At 72.5% G+C, this 21381-nt stretch carries 14 protein-coding genes and 1 pseudogene; 6 read left to right on the top strand and 9 right to left on the bottom strand.

Features of this window, described 5'->3' with window-relative positions; all coding sequences use genetic code 11:
* Positions 1–40: 40 nt before the first annotated feature.
* Together WMF42_RS36785 and WMF42_RS36780 are read left to right on the top strand one after the other, a co-directional pair.
* Positions 41–4675, top strand: coding sequence for a capsule biosynthesis protein CapB (locus WMF42_RS36785; RefSeq protein WP_437687759.1), 4635 nt, complete (start codon positions 41–43; stop codon positions 4673–4675).
* A gap of 99 nt (positions 4676–4774) precedes the next feature.
* A pseudogene (locus tag WMF42_RS36780) lies at positions 4775–5344 on the top strand (Uma2 family endonuclease); the annotation flags it as partial.
* Between the two features lie 36 nt (positions 5345–5380).
* Here WMF42_RS36780 and WMF42_RS36775 read toward each other — a convergent pair.
* The 6 genes from WMF42_RS36775 to WMF42_RS36750 all read right to left on the bottom strand — a co-directional run bounded on the left by WMF42_RS36775 (position 5381) and on the right by WMF42_RS36750 (position 10908).
* Entirely contained in the window at positions 5381–6196 is an 816-nt protein-coding gene (locus WMF42_RS36775; RefSeq protein ID WP_233561901.1) for a hypothetical protein, read from the bottom strand.
* Positions 6197–6340: 144 nt separating this feature from the next.
* Positions 6341–7081 carry a 2OG-Fe(II) oxygenase gene (locus WMF42_RS36770; protein WP_434043295.1) on the bottom strand — a complete coding sequence of 247 codons (741 nt, stop codon included), beginning with the start codon at positions 7079–7081 and terminating at the stop codon, positions 6341–6343.
* The gene (ada, locus tag WMF42_RS36765) at positions 7078–8121 is read right to left on the bottom strand and encodes a bifunctional DNA-binding transcriptional regulator/O6-methylguanine-DNA methyltransferase Ada (protein WP_437694394.1); all 1044 of its coding nucleotides are present in this window, start codon (positions 8119–8121) and stop codon (positions 7078–7080) included. The genes WMF42_RS36770 and ada overlap by 4 nt, the downstream gene beginning before the upstream one ends.
* A 230-nt stretch (positions 8122–8351) precedes the next feature.
* Positions 8352–9320: a TIGR00730 family Rossman fold protein gene (locus tag WMF42_RS36760; protein WP_437687756.1), complete on the bottom strand. Its 969-nt coding sequence runs from the start codon at positions 9318–9320 to the stop codon at positions 8352–8354.
* A gap of 208 nt (positions 9321–9528) precedes the next feature.
* Positions 9529–9891 carry a GFA family protein gene (locus tag WMF42_RS36755; protein WP_437687754.1) on the bottom strand — a complete coding sequence of 121 codons (363 nt, stop codon included), beginning with the start codon at positions 9889–9891 and terminating at the stop codon, positions 9529–9531.
* A 249-nt stretch (positions 9892–10140) separates the two neighbouring features.
* Positions 10141–10908, bottom strand: coding sequence for an SDR family NAD(P)-dependent oxidoreductase (locus WMF42_RS36750; protein WP_437687753.1), 768 nt, complete (start codon positions 10906–10908; stop codon positions 10141–10143).
* Positions 10909–11162: 254 nt separating this feature from the next.
* Between WMF42_RS36750 and WMF42_RS36745 the strand changes: the two genes are divergently transcribed.
* From WMF42_RS36745 to WMF42_RS36735, 3 genes are all read left to right on the top strand, one after another.
* A complete protein-coding gene (locus WMF42_RS36745) occupies positions 11163–12116 on the top strand; it encodes an ABC transporter substrate-binding protein (RefSeq protein WP_437687751.1) in 954 nt (317 codons plus the stop codon).
* A gap of 248 nt (positions 12117–12364) precedes the next feature.
* Complete coding sequence (locus tag WMF42_RS36740) at positions 12365–13963, top strand: FAD-dependent oxidoreductase (RefSeq protein ID WP_437687749.1); 1599 nt, start codon at positions 12365–12367, stop codon at positions 13961–13963.
* A gap of 171 nt (positions 13964–14134) precedes the next feature.
* Positions 14135–16324, top strand: coding sequence for an ATP-binding protein (locus tag WMF42_RS36735; protein WP_437687747.1), 2190 nt, complete (start codon positions 14135–14137; stop codon positions 16322–16324).
* Between the two features lie 113 nt (positions 16325–16437).
* On the opposite strand, the gene WMF42_RS36730 is transcribed toward WMF42_RS36735, so the two are convergent.
* On the bottom strand, positions 16438–17730 hold the full coding sequence (locus WMF42_RS36730) for a putative metal-binding motif-containing protein (RefSeq protein WP_437687745.1): 1293 nt from the start codon (positions 17728–17730) through the stop codon (positions 16438–16440).
* A 238-nt stretch (positions 17731–17968) separates the two neighbouring features.
* Entirely contained in the window at positions 17969–18454 is a 486-nt protein-coding gene (locus tag WMF42_RS36725; protein ID WP_061609679.1) for a hypothetical protein, read from the bottom strand.
* Positions 18455–18605: 151 nt separating this feature from the next.
* On the opposite strand from WMF42_RS36725, the gene WMF42_RS36720 reads away from it, so the two are divergent.
* Positions 18606–19919: a hypothetical protein gene (locus WMF42_RS36720; protein ID WP_437687743.1), complete on the top strand. Its 1314-nt coding sequence runs from the start codon at positions 18606–18608 to the stop codon at positions 19917–19919.
* A gap of 25 nt (positions 19920–19944) precedes the next feature.
* Here the strand turns inward: WMF42_RS36720 and WMF42_RS36715 are convergent, their stop codons facing one another.
* Complete coding sequence (locus WMF42_RS36715) at positions 19945–21318, bottom strand: glycosyltransferase family 87 protein (RefSeq protein ID WP_061609677.1); 1374 nt, start codon at positions 21316–21318, stop codon at positions 19945–19947.
* Positions 21319–21381 lie beyond the last annotated feature (63 nt).

Raw genomic sequence — 21381 nt, 5'->3', positions numbered from 1 at the left:
AAGGCCGTCCCCTTCGCGATCGTCGTCGCGCGGAGGCGCCGTGAGCCCGCGCCTGCCGACCGACGGCTGGACCGCCGCGCCGCGATCGATCGCGGAGGTCATCGAGGACAGCCTCCCCCAGATCGAGGTGCGCCTGCGCCCGCGCGCCATCGCCACGGTCGTCGCGCGCGTCACCGCCGACCTCGGCGACGAGGAGCACCCGCCGCCGGCGCTGCTCGCCGCGCTGGCCCGGTGCGCCGACGGCGCGGCCGCCGAGGTCGACAGGCTGCGCAGCGCCGAGTCCGCGCTCGTTGTCGCCTATCAGTCGGCCGCGACGCCCGCCGAGCGGCGCGAGCTGCTCGCGAGGCAGCTCCGCGTCTGGGCGCGCGAGCGCAAGAAGGGCGGCCTCTCGCTGCTCGGCTGGGCCACCGGGCGCGTCGAGCAGGCCGGCGATCTGTCGGCGCTCGGCCGCAACCTCGACCTCGAGGCCGCCCAGGAGCGCTTCGCCACGGCCATCGCCGATCGCCTCGACGAGATCGAGGTCGCCTACCACGCGCTCACCCACCTCGCGCAGCACCTCGACGACCCGGCCGACGCGCTGCACGTCGTTCGCGACGGCGGCGTCCTCCGGCTCGCGATCGCGCACGCCGAGCCGAGCCGCCCCGCGCCCGTCCGGCGCGCCGCGATGCTCGCCGCCGTCGCCCTGCTGCACCGCATCCCGGCGCGCGAGCGGCTCGGCCACCTCGGGCTCGACGCGGCCCGCTCCGTGCTGGCGTGGTCGCGCGGCGTGGGCGCCTCCCGCTGGGTGCAGATCGCCGCGCTCGAGATCGGCGTCCTGCTCTTCCCGGACGAGGCGTACCCGCTGCTCGCCGAGCGCATCCGCGCGCGCGACAGCGCGGACAAGGACGGCCCCATCCTGCGCCGCAACGCCCTGCGCCTCCTCGGCGCCGCCGCGCGCCCCTCGGCGCCGGTGATTCCGCTCGACGGCGCGCGCGCGGGGCGCCGCGCCGGCGCGGCCCAGGAAGCGCCCCGCTGGAACGGCGCGCAGGCAGGCCACGGCGGCAAGCCGGGCGCCGCCGCGGAGGCCGCCGACGGCGCGGCGCCGACCGGCGACCACGAGATGCCGGAGAACGCCGAGATCGCCGGGAGCTCCGACGAGCCCGCGCCCGACTCGGCGCCCCGGCTCAGCGCGGTGCCCACGGCCAGCGCGCAGCCGGCCCGCGCGCCCGCCGGCGCCGACCCGCTGCAGATCGCGCTCATCGCCCGCGACGACCCGAGCGAGCACGTCCGCCAGGAGCTCGTGCGCCAGCTCGTCGCGCTCGGCAGCGCCGAGGCGCTCACGGCGCTCGTCGAGATCGCCGAGGGCGACGGGTCGCCGCGCGTCCGCGGCTACGCCATGCGGGAGCTCTCCCGCCACGCGACCGAGCACGCGGAGGCCGCCCCGTTCGCCGAGCGCGCCGTCCGCCACGCCCTCGTGAACCCCGGCCCGCCGCTCGCGTCCCGCGCGGCGCTCGAGGGGGTCCGCACGCTCTGCGCGGGGCCGTACGCCCCGCTGCCGCCGACGACGTTCGTCGACCTGCTCGCCGAGTTCGCGAGCCGCCCGGCGATCGCGCCGGACCTGTCCGACGAGGCGGCCGCTGTGCTCCGGCTGCTCGAGGTCGAGAGCCGCCCGGTCGCCGAGCACATCCGCCAGACGCTCGTCGCGGCGGCCTCGGAGCTGCTCGAGGGCGAGAGCGCGCCGGTCGAGATCCCCCAGGACGCCGAGCCGCGGGACGTCGAGCGCGCCCTCGCTGTCGCGTCGCGCGGGGACATGACGTACACGCTGCGGCGGCGGGGCCGGGGCCGGTACGTGCTCACGCGCGGCGAGCCGCGCGGCTTCCGCCTGTGGCGGCTCGTGCACGAGCTGCGCACGCCGATGCCGGACAAGCGCAAGGGGTGGATCCACACGAACGGCCGCCTGTTCGCCGGCGAGCTCGTCGCGCCGCCGGTCGGCATGGCGGAGGTCACGCCCACGCGCGTGCCGGGCGAGCGCCACGTCTACCCGCCTGTCGGCGGCTGGGGGCCCTTCGTGCCCCGCATCGACGACCTGCTCGCCGCCGCGAGCCTGACCCAGCGCGAGATCCGCCTGATCACCGCGCGCGGCACGGTCACGGTGCGCGCGCCGGCGAAGCTCGCTCACCGGCTGCGCGCCCGCGCCCTGCTCACGCTGCGCTACGACCGCTACGCGCAGGCCCGCATGCGCGCGCTCGTGGCGCAGGAGCCGGCCGAGCAGAAGAAATTCACGCTGATGGCCGGCGAGCTCGGCTTCACCGTCTCGCTCGGCGACACCGGCGGCGAGGTCGGCGGGCGCCCGTACGCGCTCGAGCCGCACCTGCCGAGCAAGTACCTCGCCGTCGCGCTGCCCTCCGCGCTCCAGATCGGCCGCGACTGGCTCGCCGGCCCGTCGGTCCCCGTCTGGATCGACAGCTTCTTCTCGTACCTCGTGTCGCCGGCGGGCAACGTCCCGACGCAGCTCGCGTGGGTCGTGTTTCTCGTCCTCGCGTACATGGTGCTGCGGGCCGCGTGGATCATGACGCAGATCGAGCGCGCGCGGCGCGGCATCCCGCTCTCGATCGGCGGCTGGGGGACGCGGGGCAAGAGCGGCTCGGAGCGGCTCAAGGCCGCGCTCTTCCACGCGCTCCGCTACGACGTCGTGGTGAAGACGACCGGCTGCGAGGCGATGTTCATCCACGCCATGCGCGACATGCCGGCGCAGGAGATCTTCATCTACCGCCCGTACGACAAGGCGACGATCTGGGAGCAGCGGAACATCCTCGCGGCCGGGAGGAACCTCCGCGCGCAGGTGTTCCTGTGGGAGTGCATGGCGCTCCAGCCGCTGTTCGTCGACACGCTCTGCGCCGAGTGGATGCGCGACGAGATCACGACGCTGACGAACGCCTACCCCGATCACGAGGACATCCAGGGCCCCGGGGGCGAGGACGTGGCGCGGGTGATCGCGCGGTTCATGCCGACGGACGGGCTGTCCTTCACGACGGAGGAGCAGATGCTCCCGCTGCTGAAGGACCAGGCGCAGCGCAAGGGGACGAGCCTCGTGGCGATCCCGCCCATCGACGCGGATCTCTTGCCTGTCGATCTCCTGGACCGGCTCCCGTACCAGGAGCACCCGCGCAACGTGGCGCTGGTGCTGGCGCTCGCGGACCATTTCGGCGTCGATCGCGAGTTCGCGCTGGTCGAGATCGCCGATCACGTGATCCTCGATCTCGGCGTCTTGAAGACGTATCCCACGGTGCAGTACCGGGGGAGGAAGCTGACGTTCTCGAACGGGATGAGCGCGAACGAGCGCGCCGGGTTCATGTCGAACTGGACGCGGCTCGCGTTCGACAAGCACGACATGGACGCGACGCCCGGCAAGGCGACGGTGATGGTGGTGAACAACCGCGCCGACCGGGTCGCGCGGTCGCGCGTGTTCGCGCAGATCATCGTGGAGGACATCGGGATCGATCACGTGGTGCTGATCAACTCGAACCTCGGCGGGATGATGCAGTTCATCACGGAGGGGCTCGACGCGCGGCTGCGCGACATGGTGATCACGGGCGACGGGGGCAAGGAGCGCGCGCTGGAGCGCTTCGACGAGCAGATGAAGAAGGTGGGCGTCCCGGCGCGCGCGGGCGCGTTCGAGGACGACCTCACCCGGATGCTGCGCGCGCTGCCGTCGATCGACGAGGCGGCGGCGGCGGCGATCGTGGGCGGCCCCGACGTGGCGGGGAAGAAGGCCGAGCCCGAGGCGATCGAGGCGGCGGTGAAGAAGGCGCTGGAGGCGCACGCGCCGCCGGCGGGGGAGGACGACATCCGCCCGGACATCGTCCACCACGCGGCGCGGCTGTCGCGGCGGCTGGCCCGGCGCGACAAGGCGCGGGCCGAGGTGGAGGCGGCGCTGTCGCGGGGCGCGGACGCCGAGGCGAACCAGGCGTTCCGGGCGGCGTTCCGCGAGCTGTTCCTGGAGCGGATCGCCGTCCTGTGGAACGCGGACGCGAAGGGCGACAAGGTGATCGACTTCATCACGCGCGAGATCCCGCCGGGGTTCGACGCGCGGCTGATGGGGTCGCAGAACATCAAGGGGACGGGGCTCGACTTCGTGTACCGGTGGCTCTCGATGGACCGGGTGCGGACGGCGATCGAGCGGATGCAGAGCAACCCGTCGGCGCGGCGCGAGGTGCTGACGTTCTTCCTGTCGTACTCGGACTTCGGCTTGATCGACCTGCGCGAGGCGCTCGCGGCGGTGCGCGCGGCCAAGCAGCAGGGCGGCGCCGAGTGGGCGGAGCACGCGAACCTGATCGACGGGGCGATCCGCAGGCTGGAGGCGCTCGACAAGGAGAAGACGGCGGCGCTCGTGGTGACGGGGAAGACGGGGGTCGGGACGAAGGTGCTCCTGCGGATCGAGCAGTTCGTGGATCACATGGACTCGGTGCGCCGGACGCGGTGGGCGAAGATCGTGATGGACGACCTGTTCGCGATGCGCATCGGCCACGGCCAGGCGGCGCTGCTGCTGCGGGAGATCGTGGGGCGGCAGAAGGGCGGATGGCTGGCGAAGGATCTCGCCAAGTGGGTCGAGAAGCGCCGCGCGTGGCTGGCGAGCCGGCGAAAGAAGAAGGCCGAGGCGGCCGCGCCGCCGCCGGAGGCGGCGCCGGCGGAGTAGAGGCCGGCGTGGTGCGGAGGGCCGCGCCGGAGCGGCGGGCAGGCGCCTCGCGCCCGGCGTGCGGATGCCGTAGGCTGTCCGCGATGGGACAGGCGGGCACGCGCCCGGCTCTCGCCCGCGGAGTACCTCGCGTTCGAGCGGGCCTCCGAGCAGAAGCACGAGTACGCGAACGGCGAGATCTTCGCGACGCCGGGCTGCACCCGGGAGCACAGCCTCCTCGCGGGGAACATCCAGCGCGAGCTCGGCAATGCGCTGCTCGAGCGCGCCTGCGAGGTTCACACCTCCGACATGCGCGTCAAGATCACGTCCACGGGTCGCTATGTGTACCCCGACGCGTCGGTCGTCTGCGGCGATCCCGTGTTCGAGGACGCGGAGGTCGACACGCTCCTCAACCCGAACGTGATCGTCGAGGTGCTCTCGGATTCGTCGGAGGCCTACGACCGCGGCGACAAGTTCGCGCAGTACCGGAGCGTTCCCTCGATCATGGAGTACGTGGTGGTCTCCCAGAAGGAGGTGCGCATCGAGCACTTCCAGCGGCAGCCGGACGGCCGGTGGCTGCTCTCGATCCTGGGCTCTGGGATGCAGCTTGAGCTGGAGTCGATCGGCGTCGTCATCGACGTCGATCGCGTCTACCGCAAGGTGCCGCTCGCGCCCGCTGCGAACGAATGAGCCGAGCGGCTCCGGGCGCAATTCACCAGGCGCGCTTCACGGCGCCGGCCGGCAGTACTCGTCCTGCGAGGTGACCGACTCCACGACGACGATCGTGTCTTTCCTGGCCACGAACTCGCTCTCGCCGACCTCGTTGCCCTCGGGGCTCCAGTCGTACGTGTAGCCCAGGCGCGTCCACGGGTAGCCATTCTCGCCATAGGAAGTCGCTTTCAGAGCGTCGACCCAGTCCACGTGCTCTTGCGGCGTATCGGCCGGGAAATCGAGCTCGGCGACCGAGTCGTCGATCTCCGGGTCCGGGCTCGGGCGGAACAGCGACTCGGCCGGCACCCAGAGCTGAACCAAGCGGTCCTTGCCGCCGTCCGGCGGCAGGCCGAGCCGCTGCTCCAGGCGCAGCGAGAGCGCGGCCCCTTCGAGCCCGCTCGCGCGGCAGAACGCCTGGAGCTCGGGCGCCGGCGTGAGCCAGACCTCGACGCCGAGCGTCGTCTCCTCGCCCACCAGCTCGTCATAGCCCGGGTAGGACGTCCAGGTGACCATCAGCACACGATCCTCGGCGTCGCGGAGGAGATCGCTGTTCTGCTCGTCGATCGCCGTCAACGTGTCCACGCGCTCGCTCTCCTCGGCCACCTCGGCGTCGGCGACGGCCGCATGGTACAGCGCGAGCAAGCCCGACTCCCCGCCTGCGCCGCCACCCCCGTCGGCGCCGCCGCTGCCGCCCGCGCCGCCACCCCCGTCTGCGCTGCTGCTACCGCCGCTGCCGCCCGCGCCGCCGCTGCCGCCTGCGTCATCGCCGCCGCAGGCGGCGAGCAACACGCACGCGCAAGCCCCTACCAGCAGAACGTACTTGCTCCTCATTCCCTCGATGCCTCCCATCTGTCCCGTCGGCTCCGTGATCGCCGATGGCGACCAGCGGTCGCAGGCTACAGCAACGAGGTCCCCGTACGCGGCCTCTCGGCATGCGCGGCGAGGCGATCGCCTCCGTCGCGCCCGCGCGCGCCCTCACGTCGCGTCATGAAAGATGATACCCACCGTGTGACGGCGCCCCGAGCGCACGCGGCTCACCCCATGCCGCATGTTGACCCGGTACACCCCGCGCGCGCCCTGCACCGGCCGGTGACGGACGGCGAACACCGCCGCATCGCCCTGGCGCAGCGGCACCACCATCGGTCGGGACTGCATCCGCGGGCGCTGCTCCGTCATCACGAGCTCGCCCCCCGTGAAGTCGCGCTCGGGCTCGGACAGGAGGATCGCGACCTGGAGCGGAAACACATGCTCGCCGTAGAGGTCCTGGTGCAGGCAGTTGTAGTCGCCCTCTCCGTACTGCAGCAGCAGCGGTGTCGGCTGGACCTGGCCCGCGGCGTGGCAGCGCTCGACGAAGCGCGCGTGCTCCTCCGGGTACTGCACCTCGAGACCCAGGGCCTCGCTCCACCGGTTGGCGACGGGCACGAGGCGCGGGTAAACGCTGGTGCGCAGGGCCGCGACGAGCCCGGGCAACGGGCGCGCGAAGTACCTGTACTCCCCGCGCCCGAACCCGTGACGGCTCATCACCACCCGGCTGCGAAAGAGCTCCTCGCGCGCGTACAGCGCGGCGATCTCGCCGCACTCGGCCCGGGTGATGAGTCCCTCGATCACCGCGCAGCCCTGCGCGTCCAGCTCCTGCGACACGCGCGCCCAGTCGACCGACGCCACCCGCTCCTCCACGCCTGCCGCAGCCGGGGCGACCTCGCGACGCGCTGTCACGCGCTCGCCTCCCGATCGAGCAGCGCGCGCTTGCGCTCGACCCCCCACCGATAGCCCGACAGGTCGCCGTCGTTCCGCACGACGCGGTGGCAGGGGATCGCCACCGCCAGCGCGTTCGCCGCGCACGCCTTCGCCACGGCCCTGGCCGCCCCGGGAGCGCCGATGGCGCCGGCGATCTCCGAATAGCTCGCTGTCGCGCCCGCCGGGATGTCCCGCAATGCCTGCCAGACGCGCTGCTGGAACGCCGTGCCGCGGACGTCGAGCGGCAGCTCCACGCCGACGCGGGGGCTCTCCACGAGCCCAACGACCTTCGCGACGAGCTGCTCGAACGCGGCGTCGCCGCCGATCAGCCGGGCCCGCGGGAACCGGCGCTCCAGATCGTGCGCCAGCTCCTCCGGGTCGTCGCCCAGCAGGATGGCGCACACGCCCCGCGCTGTGGCCGCGACAAGGATCGACCCGAGCGAGCACTCCCCGATCGCGAACAGGACATCCATGTTCGCGCCGCCGGCGCGGTACCTCGTCGGCGTCATGCCCAGCACCTGGTTCGCCTCCTCGTAGAAGCGCCCGCCCGAGCCGTACCCGGCCGCGTAGATCGCCTCGGTCACGGTGCCGTTCTTGCCGAGCTCGGCCCTCACCCGCCTGGCGCGGTGCGCCGCCGCGTACGCCTTCGGCGTCACCCCGGTCACGGCCTTGAAGAGGCGATGGGTGTGGAAGACGCTCAGCCCGGCGTGGCGCGCCAGCTCCTCGAGGCTCGGCACCTCGGCGCTGCGCTCGATGAGCCGGCACAGCGCGGCCACCTGGGCCGCCTGGCGCTCGGCCAGGGGCGGCTGGTCCGGCTTGCAGCGCATGCACGGCCGGAACCCCGCGCGTTCGGCGGCGGCCGCGCTCGGATGAAACCCGACGTTCTCGGGCCTCGCAGGGCGCGCGCCGCAGGAAGGGCGGCAGTACACGCCCGTCGTCTTGACCGAGTAGAAGAACTTGCCATCGGCGCTCGCGTCGCGCGCCACCACGGCCGCCCAGCGCGGGTCGCGCTCCACCACGGCGGCGCGCGAGGGGGCCTTCTTCGACGTGTCGTCTGCTGGCTGCCGGTGATTCTTGCGGTTCACGCGACGACCTTAACCCCCGCTGGAAAGCCAGGCACTCCGGGGCTTGCTCTCGAATTCGTCCACGCGGCCGGTCGCCGGTCCCGGCCGGGCGCCCCTCCTCGTCGACGACCTCGCCCGGGGCGGCGCCTGCGCCGGCAGGGTGCCTCGCCGCCGCGCGCCTTCGCTCACTGCTCCGGCGCCGCGTCCGTGTGCTCCCCCGCGTGCTCCGGCCGCGCCGCCGCCCCCGGCGGGCCGCCGGTCATCGGGTCGGCCGCGGCGCGCTGCCTGGGTTCCCAGCACCTGCGCTCGTAGCAGTCGACGATCGTCTGGCAGGCCTCCTCGATCGAGTCGGTGACGACCATCAGCTTCATGTCTTCCGGGGAGAGCTTGCCCTCTGCCAGCATGGTCTCCTTGATCCACTCGACCATGCCGGACCAGAACCTGCGGTTGTAGAGGACGATCGGGAAGTTCTGCACCTTGCCTGTCTGCACGAGCGTCAGCGCCTCGAACAGCTCGTCGAGCGTGCCGAAGCCGCCAGGGAAGATGACGAACGCCTCGGCGTACTTCACGAACACCGTCTTCCGCACGAAGAAGTGGCGGAAGTTGATCGGTATCTGCACGAACGGGTTCACCGCCTGCTCGTGCGGCAGCTCGATGTTGCAGCCGATCGACACCGCCTGCGCCTCGATCGCGCCCCGGTTGGCCGCCTCCATGATGCCGGGGCCTCCGCCGGTGATGATCGCGAAGCCGCGCTGCCCGAGGCGCCGCGCGAGCTCGACGCAGGCCGCGTAATCCGGGTCGTCCCGCCGCGTCCGCGCCGAGCCGAAGATCGCCACCGCGGCGTCCACGTGGGCGAGCGCGTCGAAGCCGGCCACGAACTCGCCCATGATCCGGAGGACCCGCCACGGGTCGGTCTGCGTGACGTCGGCGGCGGCGGGCCTCGCGACCGCCGGCCGGTTCAGCAGCTGCTCGTCCTCGGTCCTGCGCCCGGCGCGCGCCGAGCGGTTCAGCGTCGGGTTCGGCACCATGCGGGGATGACCGTCGTTCTCGCCCCCTGCCGCCGCGCCCGAGGGGTTCTCCGGCGCTCCGGCGCCTCGCGCTGGCTGCTCGGGGGACGGCACGGTCGGGGGTTGTTCGCGGCGCTCGTCGCTCATGGTCACCTCGGGCTTGGGGCTACCTGGACACGCGTTGCCTGTGCGCGTCCTGCGGAGGCCCTCGATCACGGGCAACCTGAAACGGGCGGTCGGGACGTCAAGGGCCGTTTGCCGGGCTGGACCGGGGCGAGGCGCTTCTCCCGCGCGTCGAACGCGCACGTCGGCGGGCGCATGGCAACGACGCTGGCCGCGCCCGCCGCGGTCGGAATCACATGCTCTTGCCGTCGAACTTCATTGTCTTGAGCCCGTCGAGATCGACGTCGTCCAGGCAGCGGACGTTGATGGCGCACATCTCTTTCCCGTCGGGCCCGGTTCCGCGCGCGAACGACTCGATGCCGCACGCCGAGCAGAACAGGTGATGAATGGTCTTCTTGTTGAACTGGTAGTCGGTGAGGGAGTCTCCACCCTGCTTGAGCGTGAACTGGTCCACCGGCGCGAAGGCCAGCATCACGCCCAGCTTCGAGCAGCGCGAGCAGTTGCACACGCCGACCGGAGCGCCCAGGTCCACCTTCACCTCGTAACGAACCTTCCCGCAGTGACAGCCACCCGTATAGGTCTTGAGCTCGGTCATGCGCGCATGGTGCCACAGGGCGCCGGCCGCGTACCGCAAAAACACGAAGTGATACGCCCCGCGCCGGCCCTGGGGAGCGGCCGCTCGGGTGCACCGCAGCGGCAGGCCGGGCTCGGCCCGGCGCATTGCCTCCCGTCGAGGATTCTTCTCGGTCTCAGTGTCAGGTCCAACCGGCCGACGCCGCGTTCTCACGGCGCGATCGGTGCGGGACCGGCGGCGCGTCTCCTGATGCGCCTGCCGCGCCTGCTGTCATTGCTCCTCGTAGTCCCAGGTCAGCCCGCCATCGACGAAGTACGTCGAGCCGGTCACGTAATCGGCGTCCGCCGAGGCGAGGAACGTGGCGAGCCCGGCCACGTCTTCCGGCTTGCCCAGGCGGCCGAGCGGGATCTGCCCGAGCAGCCTGTTCAGCTTGTCGCGGTCCTTGAGCAGCTCGGCGTTGATCTCCGTCGCGATCGCGCCCGGCGCGATCGCATTGACAGTGATCCCGGTGCCGCGCAGCTCCACGGCCAGCGTGCGGGTGAGCATGCGCACGCCGCCCTTGCTGGCGCAGTACGCAGCGAAGTTGGGGAACGGCAGATCCTCGTGCACGGAGCTGATGTTGATGATCTTGCCGGGGCGCCCGGCCTCGCGCAGGTGCCGGACCATCGCCTGGCTCCCGAAGAACACCGCCTTGAGGTTGGTGTCCACCACCTGATCGTAATCCTCCTCGGTCACCTCCCAGAACGGCGCCCGCTTCTCCAGCCCCGCGTTGTTGACCAGCACGTCGAGCCGGCCGAAGTGCGCGACAGCGTCCTTGATCATCGCCTGCACGCTCTGGACGGAGGCGACGTCGACGGAGATCAGATGACCTCGCCGGCCGGCGGCCTCGACCTCGGCCAGGGCCTCCTCGGCGCCCTCTTTGCTCTTGTGGTACGTGATCCCCACGTCCGCCCCCTCGCGGGCGAAGCGGACGGCGATGCTGCGGCCGATCCCCCGGCTGCTGCCCGTGACGAGCGCGATCTTGCCTTGCAATCTCATGGTGACCTCTCGTCTCTTCCTCTAGCACACCCGCTCCGATCGCAAGATCGAGATGGCGGAGCTCACCGGGAGGCGCCGGCGGCTGAGCTCGCGGTTCTCGATTGCGTGGTAGCGCTCCCCAACCGACACGGCATCTCGGCTGACACGCAGTCTTGCGCGTCTCCCCCTGCATGTTCCAGCCGAGCGAGCACGATTCTCTGCCCTCTCACCCCGTGCCCCTGTATCACGGGCTCTCCGCGGCATAGGATCCCCCCATGCGCATCGCCTCCCTGCTGCCGTCCGCGACCGAGATCGTCTGCGCGCTGGGCGCGAAAAGCGAGCTCGTCGGCATCTCCCACGAGTGCGACTTTCCCGAGGGCCTCACGGGCCTGCCGGTGCTCACGCGCCCCCGGCTCAGGCCGGCGCGCTCCAGCCGGGAGATCGACGCCGCGGTCCGCGACGTGCTCCGGGACGCGCTCGCTGTCTACGACATCGACGTGGACGCCCTCCGCAAGGCGCGGCCGGACGTGATCGTGACGCAGGACCTCTGCGACGTCTGCGCCGTCTCGCTCGACGACGTGCGCGCCGCCGTCGCCCGGCTGGCGCGGGGCGACGTGCACCTCGTCAACCTGCGCCCGACGCGGCTCGACGACATCTGGGCGGACATCGGCCGCGTCGCCGAGGCCATCGGCCGCGCGGCCGAGGGCGAGGCGCTCCTCGAGCGGCTGCAGGCGCGCGTGGCCGCCGTCGCCGCGCGCGCTGCCGCGGCGCCGGACCGGCCGCGCGTGCTCGCCGTCGAGTGGATCGAGCCGGTCATGATCGGCGGCGTGTGGATGCCGGAGCTCATCGCCCTCTCGGGCGCGGAGCCGCTCGTGACCCGCCCCGGCGACCACGCGCCCACGCTCTCGCCGGACGACCTCGCCGCGCTCGACCCGGACGTCGTGCTGATCAAGCCGTGCGGCTTCACCCTCGAGCGCACGCTCGAGGAGCTCGACGTCCTCCCGCGCGCGCTGCCGTGGGCGAGCTGCCGCGCCGTGGCGCAAGGCCGCGTGTACATCGCCGACGGCAACGCCTTCTTCAACCGCCCTGGCCCGCGCATCGTCGAGTCGCTCGAGATCCTCGCGGGCTGCGCGCACCCGACCCTGTTCGCCGCCGAGCGCCGCGCGCACGCCCGATCCGTTGTGCGGCTCGACGCGGCGCTCCGGCGCCACGCCTTCGACAAGGATTGATCCTCGCCCTCGACGAACAGCCGACCTGACCGGGCGGCTCACCAGCCCTCCGCCGCGCGGACGCGCTCTCCTGCACGACCAACTGCACCGCTCGCCACATGGCCTGTCGCAAATTGCCACGCGCCCGGCGCCGCTCGCGCGGTTGACGCGCCGCTCTCGGCCCGCGCTGCGTGGCAGACCGTTTGCAGGCGCGGGAGCACAGGGACCGCCGCTCGGCACGGGCGGCTCGCCACGACCGGGAGGCCTCCATGACGGATCGAGCATACGATAAGGACACTGCATGGACCCACGCAGTGCTCCCGCCCATCGCTCCGCTCGCGACCGAGCACAGGACGACTGTGTGCGTCGTCGGCGCGGGGATCGCCGGGCTCACGACGGCGTACATGCTGGCGAAGGAGGGCAGGGGCGTCATCGTCCTCGACGACGGCGTGATCGGCGGCGGCGAGAGCGGGCTCACGACAGCGCACATCGTGAACGCGCTCGACCGCCGCTGGACCGAGCTCGCGAAGCTCCACGCGCCGGAGCGCCTCCGCCTCGCCGCGGCGAGCCACACGACCGCCATCGACACGATCGAGCGGATCGTGCAGGAAGAGGGCATCGACTGCGACTTCCGCAGGGTGCCGGGGTACCTGTTCGCCGCGCCGGGGCACCCGTCGAGCACGATCGAGGACGAGATCAAGGCCGCTCACCAGGCCGGCCTCGACCGCGTGCACGGGGTCGAGCGCGCGCCGCTCGAGGCGTTCAACACAGGGATCGCGGCGGCGTTCCCGGAGCAGGGCCAGTTCCACATCCTCCGCTACCTCGCCGGCCTCGCCCGCGCCGTGGAGCGCCACGGGGGCAAGATCTACACGAGGGCGCACGTCGTCGACGTCGACGAGCAGGCCGAGCCCGAGCACGCTGTCGTCAAGACGGACCGGGGCGTGAACATCATCGCCAACGAGGTCGTGCTCGCCACGAACTCGCCCTTCTTGCCCTGGATCTCCGTGCACCTGAAGCAGGCGGGGTACAGGACGTACGTCATCGCCCTGCGCGTGCCGCGCGGCACCATCGCCCCTGGCCTCTACTGGGACACCGAGGATCCGTTCCACTACGTCCGGCTCAGCGACCTCGACGGCGCCGACGGGCCGGACGAGCTCCTCATCGTGGGCGGCGAGGACCACAAGACCGGTCAGGCCGACGACGCGGATCAGCGCCACGCGCGGCTCGAGGCGTGGGCGCGCGAGCGCTTCCCCCAGGCGGGCCCGGTCGTACACCGCTGGTCCGGAGAGGTCATGGAGACCGCCGACGGCCTCGCGTTCATCGGCCGCCTCAAGAAGGAGTCTCGCATCCTCATCGTGACCGGCGACTGCGGCAACGGCATGACCCACGGGACGATCGCGGGCCTGCTCGTGAACGACCTCGTCCACGGCCGCGAGAACGCGTGGGCCGGGCTCTACGACCCGACCCGCGTGAACCTCACCCTGCACTCCGCGTCGGAGTACCTCAAGGAGAACCTGAACACGGCGGCGCAGTACACCGACTGGCTGACGGGCGGCGATCTCGACGACGTGGAGAAGCTCGCTCCGGGGACAGGCGCCATCGTGAGGAGAGGGCTCACGAAGCTCGCCGTCTACCGCGACCCTCAGGGCCATGTCCACGAGCGATCGGCGGTGTGCACCCACCTCGGCTGTATCGTGGCGTGGAACCCGGCCGAGCGGACCTGGGACTGCCCCTGCCACGGCTCGCGCTTCGAGTGCACGGGCCGCGTGATCCGCGGGCCGGCGACGAGCGACCTCAGGCCGGTCGACACAGCCACCCCGGGCGAGGCAGAGTCGCCCGCGGACAAGGAGCTCGCCCGGACCGGATGAGCGCGCCTCCACGACAACGAAAGGATGAGACGCGCCCCCTCAGGCGGGGGCGCGCCGAGCGGCGGCTCAGCCAGGTAGCGCGGGCGGACGGGCTGCCCAGACGCTCCGCGTCGCGGCCGGGCGCGAAATGTGACAGCGCCGCTGCACCATGTACAGATATACGGGAGAGCCATGCAGGAGAGCCACCACCCCGGGGCCGCGGCCAGGCCCAGCGACGCGCCGTTCCTCGCGGGCGACGGCGAGATGGCCCAGCTCATGCGCGAACACGACTGGTCGCGCACCCCTGTCGGACCGGTGGAGACGTGGCCGCAGAGCCTGCGCACCGCCGTCAGCCTCTGCCTCGCTTCCCGTCACCCCATCGAGATCTGGTGGGGACCCGAGTACGCCCGCTTCTACAACGACGCGTACCGCCCGATCCTCGGCGTCACGAAGCACCCGCAGTTCCTGGGCCGCCCGGGGCGCGAGTGCTGGAGCGAGATCTGGGACGTCATCGGCCCGATGCTCGACGGGGTGCGCACCACCGGGCAGGCGACATGGTCCGAGGACTTCCAGTTGATCCTCTCGCGCAATGGCTATGTCGAAGAGACGTACTTCACGTTCTCCTATGCTCCTGTCCTGATCGAGGACGGCACCATCGGGGGCATCTTCTGCGCGTGCGCCGAGACGACCGCGCGCGTCCTCAGCGATCGCCGCCTCCGGGCGCTCCGCGCGCTCGGCGCCCAGTCGGCCGCCGCGGCGCTGGTCTCCGTCGAAGAGACGTGCGCGCGCTCGGTGAGCACGCTCGTCGCGGGCTCCACGGACGTGCCGTTCGCGCTGCTCTACCTGATCGATCCCGGCGGCGCGGAGGCCCGCCTCGCCGCCGCCGAGGGCCTCTCTCCGGGCGGCCCCGCGAGCCCCGAGCGCGTCTCGCTCGCGGACGAGGGCGCCGCGTGGCCGCTCTCGCACGTCGCGCGGACCCGCCAGTGCCTGCGCCTCGACACCCCCGCCGAGCGGTTCGGCGAGCTCCCCGGCGGCCAGTGGCCCGAGCCGCCCCGCGAGGCGGTCGTGCTGCCGCTCGCGCGCGCAGGGCAGGGCGCGCTCCAGGGCTTCCTCGTGGTCGGCGTCAGCCCCCGCCGCGCGCTGGACGCGGCCTACAGCGACTTCTTCGAGCTCGCGGCCAGCCACATCGCGACGACGATCTCCGGCGCCCGGGCCTACCAGGACGAGCGCCTCCGCGCCGAGGAGCGCGCCGAGCTCCTCGCGCGCGAGCAGGCCGCGCTCGCCGAGGCCGAGCGGCACCGGGCGCGCCTCGAGACGCTGTTCACGCAGGCCCCGGCCGGCATCTGTGTCCTGCGCGGGCCCGAGCACGTCTTCGAGCTCGCGAACCCGCGGTACCTCGAGCTCATCGGCAACCGCGATCTCCTCGGCAAGCGCGTCTGCGACGCCTTGCCCGAGACCGCGCCGGCCGTCGTCCCGCTGCTCGACCGGGTGTACGCCACGGGCGAGGCGTTCTTCGGCAACGAGTTCCCCGTGTCGCTCCAGCGCGGCGGCGAGATCGAGGAGTGCTTCTTCAACTTCATCTACCAGCCCATCTACGACGCCGCCGCCCGGGTCGAGGGCATCGCCGTGCTCGCCTTCGAGGTCACCGACCAGGTGCGCGCGCGCCGGCGCGCCGAGCAGCTCGCCCACGCGCTCGCGATCACCAACCAGGATCTCGACCAGTTCGCCTATGTCGCGTCCCACGACCTCAAGGCCCCTCTCCGGGGCATCGCGAGCCTGTCCGAGTGGATCGAGGAGGGGCTCGCCGACAAGATGAACGACGAGGCGCGCCACCAGATGCGCATGCTCCGCGGCCGCGTGCACCGCCTCGAGGCGCTCATCGAGGGCATCCTCAGCTACTCGCGCGCCGGCCGCATCCGCGACAAGCTCTCTCACGTGGACGTGGGCGTCGTCGTCGCCGAGTGCCTCGAGCTCCTCGCGCCCCCGCCCGAGGTGACGATCGCCGTCGGCGACGGCATGCCGACGCTCCTCGCCGAGCGCGTGCCGGTCCAGCAGGTGTTCATGCACCTCATCGGCAACGCGCTGAAGCACGCCCGCCGCGCGGACGCTTTGATCGAGATCGCGTGCGCCGACGCGGGCGACTTCTACGACTTCACGGTGAAGGACAACGGCCCCGGGATCCCGGCGCAGTTCCAGGAGCGCATCTGGGGCATCTTCCAGACCCTCGAGGCGCGCGACAAGCTCGAGGGCACCGGGATCGGCCTGTCGGTCGTGAAGAAGATCGTCGAGACGCGCGGCGGCAAGGTGGCGCTCGAGTCCGAGCCTTACGCCGGCGCGACCTTCCACGTGTACTGGCCGAAGCGCCAGAAGACGGCCTCGTGACCGGCGCGGCGGCGCGCGCTCGGCTCAGCCGTCGAGGAACCGGGCATCTCGATACCCGGTGCGACCGAAGCGACGGTAGAGCATGCGTGTGGCCTCGAGCCAGGGAAGGGGATCTACCGCCCCCTGCCAGCGCGCCGCAGGCGCCGCGACGCGAGGAACGCGAGCGGCGAGAGGAGGGGGACGAGCCGCCAGGGAGACCCTCCCTGGGGGTCGATCGCGCAGCCGCCGGACTGCCCGCCGCCGCCCTCCTCCTCGGGCGCGCCGCTCCCCGACGAGCCCGCGGTCCCCGCGCCGGAGCTCCCGGACGCGCCGCCGCTGCTCGCGCCGCCGCTGCTCGCGCTGCCGCTCCCGCCCGGCCCGCAGATGCCCGGGTCCTCGTCGACCTGGCCGTCGCAGTCGTCATCGAGCCCGTTGCAGACCTCTGCCGTCGGCTCGCCGGGCGTGCACGACCCGGCGGTGCACGTGCTCGCCTCTCGCGCGCACATGCCGACGCCGCACACCTCGCGCAGGCCCTCGTCGATCCGATCGTCGCAATCGTCGTCGATCAGATTGCATATCTCGACAGCGTCCGGGTGGACGCTCGGGGACCTGTCGTTGCAGTCGTTCGAGCTCGGCGCGAACCCCTCCGGCGGGCACTTCGCCATGACCGTCGCGCCGAAGAACGACCCGTACCCGTCGCCGTCCGAGTCCTCGTAATGGGTCGTGACCTCGAGGTCCTCGTCGATCTCACCGTTGCAGTTGTCGTCGCGCCCGTTGCAGACCTCGGCCTGGTCCGGATGGATGTTGACGCTGTAGTCGTCGCAGTCGTCGCCGACGGCGACGTGATCTGGAGGCTGGGTGCAATCGACCCTGGGCATGCCGGGGTCGCCGTGGCCGTCTCCGTCGCGATCGAGGTAATACGTCTCTCCGGCGCACCCGTACGCGAACGCAGCGCTGGCGGACTGCGCGCCGTCTCCCCGCGAGAAGTTATCGCCGTTGGCCGAGACGGCCCACACCTCGAAGACGACGCCGCCCGGCGTCGGCGGCGCCGTCCACCGCGCATCGAAGCGCACGACGCCGCCGCTCGCCCGCTTCGGCGCGTCGTGGACGAGCTGGTGATCGTCGATGAGCTTCGTGCTCTGACCGTTGATGGTGGCGAACCGACCCACGCCGGTGCGCACATAGAGCCCGCCGACGTTGATGTTGGCGGCCGAGATCGCGACTTGCAGAGTCACCGCCTCGCCGGCCGCCGGGTTCTTCGGGTTCATGTCGACGGTGATGCTCGGCGTCGCGCCGCCGTTATGGCACCCGTTGCACCCGTCCACCGCCACCCCGTTGCGGCGCGCGTGGGCCTGCGACGCGGCCAGCGTGGTGAGCAGGGCCAGACCCACCGGCAGGACCGGTGAATGGAGCGATGTTCTTCGCATGCGCCTCGGTGCGCAGCCCGGGCTCGCGGGCTCCGCGCGCTCCGCTGCGATGCTCAGGGATAGCCTTACTCGATGGGCGGGACAAGCGCATATGCGCAGAGCGCAACATTGTAGCGCGACCATCCAGCGCGGCAGTTGAGGGCGCTCTTGGCGCTGTTGCCGCTCCTGGCGTTCTTGCCGTCGCCGACGCTTCCGGAGCAGCGGTGTCGCGATGTGCCTTACCGTTCGGCGCGGCGCGTTAACCGAGCCGGACGTGCTGCGGCCGCGTCACGTCGCAGACGACGCCGTGGTACTTGAGGAGCCCCTCATCGAGCGTCACCACGGTCGCCTCCGCGCCGTGCGCGGCCCACAGGTACACGAGGTCGGTCGCGTTCGCGAACGGCCTGCGGCCGCGCATGCGCCTCGTCAGCAGGCCGAGGAAGCCCGTGAGCGCGTCCTCGCCCGCGGGCGCGACCAGCTCGACCGCGAGGCCCGCCAGCGCCGCCAGCGGGCTCGCGCTCGCCGCGGGGGCGCGTCCCGACGACGCGCGCGACGCGCGCGGCGCGGCGAGCCGTTGCTCGGCCACGTACACCTCCAGCCACAGCTCGGGCGGCGCGAGCACGCGCGCCGCGCCCGCCGCGACGGCTGCGCGGGCGCGCTCGAGGAAGGCGACCGCGTCCGCGTGCCCCGGCTCGGCGGGCTTCATCGAGGCGATGGCGACGGAGCTGTCGAGCACGATCCGCATCGCGGCCTCACCGCTCCTTGACGGTCTCCGCGGCGAGCAGCGCCGACGGCCGCCGCGGAGACAGTGATGGCACATGTTGGCACGGCGGCGCGATCGTGGCGACCGGAAACACGGTGGTTCGCGCGGTACATGCCTTGCTTTGTCGCCGGCCATGAGAGCTTTTCTGGCCCGCATCCTCCTCGCATCCCAGTGGGGCGCGAGCCTCGCTCTGGCGTCTGGCTGCGGCCCGCAGGTCGAGTCCGGCTCCAGCTCCAATCCACCTGAAGGCGCAACCTCGGAGTCCGGCGGAGGCGGCGAGACCGATCCTCCGGACGCCTCGGCGCCGCTGGATCCCACGCCGGAGCCGACCTGCGTCGGGCCGTTTCATGACGGTGGCTATTACGGGCAGTGCTGTTACGAGGTGCACTGCGCGGCGCCTGTCGACGGCGCCTGCCCTGCGGCCGCCCAGGCGGCGCCGCACCTCGAGGGCCTGCCGCCCGGCTCGGGATCGTGCATGTGCGACGGCGACGGCGAGGGCGGGGCCCAGTCGATCCTGGGCCCCTACGCGAACCGCGCCGCGTCCGACCCGGCGAGCTGCTGCTATCTCGTCGGGCATATCAGCTGCGAGGGTCGCCCGCTCCTGGTCCGGGGCGAGCCGCGCGTCGCGCCGCTCTCCCGCGCTCCGAGCGCCTGGTCCCGGACCGACTGGCAGCGCTTCGAGCGCGCGCTCGCGGACACCGACCTGCGCGCGCTCCCGCCGGCCGCGCGCCGCGAGCTCGCCCGGCGCTGGGCCGAGCGCGGCCAGAGCGAGCACGCCTCGGTCGCCTCCTTCGGCCGCTTCGCGCTCGGGCTGATGGCGCTCGGCGCGCCGCCTGCGCTGCTCGAGGCAGCGCACCGCGCGGCGATCGACGAGGTGCGGCACGCCCGCCTCGCGCTCGCGGTCGCCTCGGCGTACGCCGGCGAGCCCGTGGGCGTCGGCCCGCTGCCCCTGCACGGCGCGCTCGACGGCGTCGGATCGCTCGAGGCCCTCACCCTCGCCACGGTTGTCGAGGGCTGCGTGGGAGAGACCCTGTCCGCCATCGAGGCGGAGGTCGCGGCCCAGGCCGCGGAGGCGCCCGCGGTGCGCATGGCGCTCCAGGCGATCGCCCGCGACGAGGCGCGCCACGCCGAGCTCGCCTGGGCGTTCGTCCGCTGGGCCGTCGCGGTGGGCGGCGCGGGCTTGCGGGAGCGCGTCGCCGCGACCTTCGCGCGCGCGCTCGAGCAGGTGGGCTCCGCGCCGACCCCTGCTGGCGGCGACATCCCGCCCACCCACGGATTCGTGCCTCCGGCCGAGCTCCGCCTGCTGCGCCAGCAGGCGATCGCCGACGTGCTCCGCCCTGCGGCCGCCGCGCTCGTCGCCTCGCATCTCTCCTCGACGGATCGCGAGCTCAGCGGCGACCGTGGACATGCCCTCCTGAGCGGCGGCGGGACGTCCATGTCGACGTGAGCCCGCGGCGGCGCCGCCGCGCCCGTCATGCGCCGGTGGAGGCCGACGTGGCGTGCGCGCCGCTGCCCATGCCGTGCGGCGCGCCGCTGTCGCGCTCCGGCGCGACCGCTCTGGGCGCGGCCGATCCCTCGCGCCGCTCCCGCCAGAGCAGGGCCATGCCGAGCGCGTAGATCGCGAGCAGCACATACAGGTTCACCGAGAGCACGAGGGGCGGCAAAGGCGCCTTGAAGCGCTCGTAGACGTACGGAAAATCGATGGTGGCGAGCGAGACCAGGACCACGAGCGCGCCCATCTCGAGCCGGCGCTCTTCCTTCGCCGCCCGGTCGAGCGCGTAGAGCGCGGCCGGGAAGATGTAGAGCACGTGGTGCACGTAGGTGAACGGGCTCGCGACGACCATCGCGACGAGCAGCGGCAGGAGCAGCCGTAGCGAGCGCCCGGGCGAGGCGGCGCGGCCGCCGAGCGCGAGCGCCGCGCCGACGAGGAGCAGGACGGTGATCACCGACGCGGCCTTGATCGTGGCGGCATCCTGCCCGAAGAGCCGCGCGTAGAAGCCGGCGAGCGAGAAGTTCGCCGCCGTGCCCGGATCGAAGAGGCCCGGGATCTTGGCCCCGTGCGACATGCGCGGCAGCCGCCGCAGGAACTCGACCCACGCCGGCGCCGCGCCGAACGGCAGGCTGATCACGACGAGGGCACCGAGCCCGACGGCGAGCCCCGCGAGCGCGCGGAAGCGCCGCTGGACCACCCAGGGAACCGCGAGCAGGATGGGCGTGACCTTGATCCCGGCGGCGACCGCGAGGGCGAGCCCCGCGGGGGTGTCCTTGCCCGAGAGCGAGAGCGCGAGCGCGGCGCAGAGGAACACGAGCACCAGCGGGTTGATCTGCCCCATCGCCAGGCTGTTGCGCAGGTTGAGCGCCCACGCGAGAAAGGCGATGAGCGCGAGCAGGCCCGTGGGGACCGCGGGCCCGCGCGCGGCGTCATCAGCGTCGTCAGCGTCCCGCGTCGCGCGTCGGATCGCGACGACGGCGAACGTCGCGGCGAGGCCATAGCTGACGACGGCCATGCTCGACCACACCTCCTGGGCGACGTTCGGCGGCAGGCGCGCGAGCCACGAGAAGGTGTGCGCGAAGAACGGCGGATAGAGATAGGGGAACGTCAGCTCGTGCGGGAGCTGCAGCTCCCTGGCGATCGACTCGAGGACCGTGACGTCGTAGACGTCGAGCCCCCGGCTGGCCGCGACGGCGGCGGTATAGAACGACTTGAAGTCGATCGCGACTGGCTGCTTGAGGACGATGTCGAGGACGCAGAGCCAGGCGGCGCCCGCGGAGAAGGCGAATACCGCGAGGTGACCCAGGTGCTTGTCCGGGATGCGCGCCCTGACGGCGGCGAGGATCGATGTCACGGCGCGAGCGATCTGGCGTGGAGGGGCATGAGGTCAAGCGTCATGGCAGGGGGATTGTCTCCT

This window comes from Sorangium sp. So ce176, assembly GCF_051519835.1.
Classification (GTDB): domain Bacteria; phylum Myxococcota_A; class Polyangia; order Polyangiales; family Polyangiaceae; genus Sorangium; species Sorangium cellulosum_G.
Note: the sequence above shows the minus strand (reverse complement) of the source record. Positions and strands in the feature narration are given on the sequence as shown.